This is a genomic window from Stenotrophomonas maltophilia group sp. Smal12 (assembly GCF_037079935.1).
Taxonomy (GTDB): Bacteria; Pseudomonadota; Gammaproteobacteria; order Xanthomonadales; family Xanthomonadaceae; genus Stenotrophomonas; species Stenotrophomonas sepilia.
This window is the reverse complement of record NZ_JBAWUK010000138.1, coordinates 1-511: the sequence shown is the minus strand read 5'-3', so window position 1 is coordinate 511 and position 511 is coordinate 1. Positions and strand designations below refer to the sequence as shown.

The 511-nt window shown below is 73.8% G+C and carries 1 pseudogene; it reads right to left on the bottom strand.

What is annotated here, in order from left to right:
- Window positions 1-511, bottom strand: a pseudogene (locus tag WDC87_RS21955) (flagellar hook-length control protein FliK); the annotation flags it as partial.

The window sequence follows — 511 nt, the reverse complement described above, 5'->3', positions numbered from 1 at the left end:
CCGCCGGTGCATGCAGCAGTGGTGCACTGGCGCGGTCGCCAACGGCGGCCACGTCACTGCCTTCGCCGCGCTCGCTGCGCTTGCCGGGCAGGATCATCTCCGGCAGTGGCAGCGCGCTGGCATCGCCCGCGCTGGTCGCCGCCGGTTTGCCGTCGGCCGTCGCTGCGGCGGCCGCTGCTGGGGCAGTTGCAGGCAGTGCCGGATTCGCGGCAGGGGCAACGGGCAGTGCGCTGCCGTCGCTGGCCTGCGACGGTGCAGCGGTGGTCGGCAGGGCAGCGGCCGCATCCACGGTCGTCGGCATCGCCAGCACCAGGCCGGCCAGACCGAGCGGCGGCCAAGGGGCGTCTTCGGTCGCGGCGGGCTTGTCCTTGTCGGTAGCGGGTACAGCCGGGGTCACGGCAACGGGCGCTGGCGGCGGCGCTTCAGCGGTTACCGCTTCGGCGTCGCTGCGTTCGCCTGGTGCCTGGCCACTGCTGTCAGTGGTCGACGGCTGGCTCGTCGTGGATGGCGA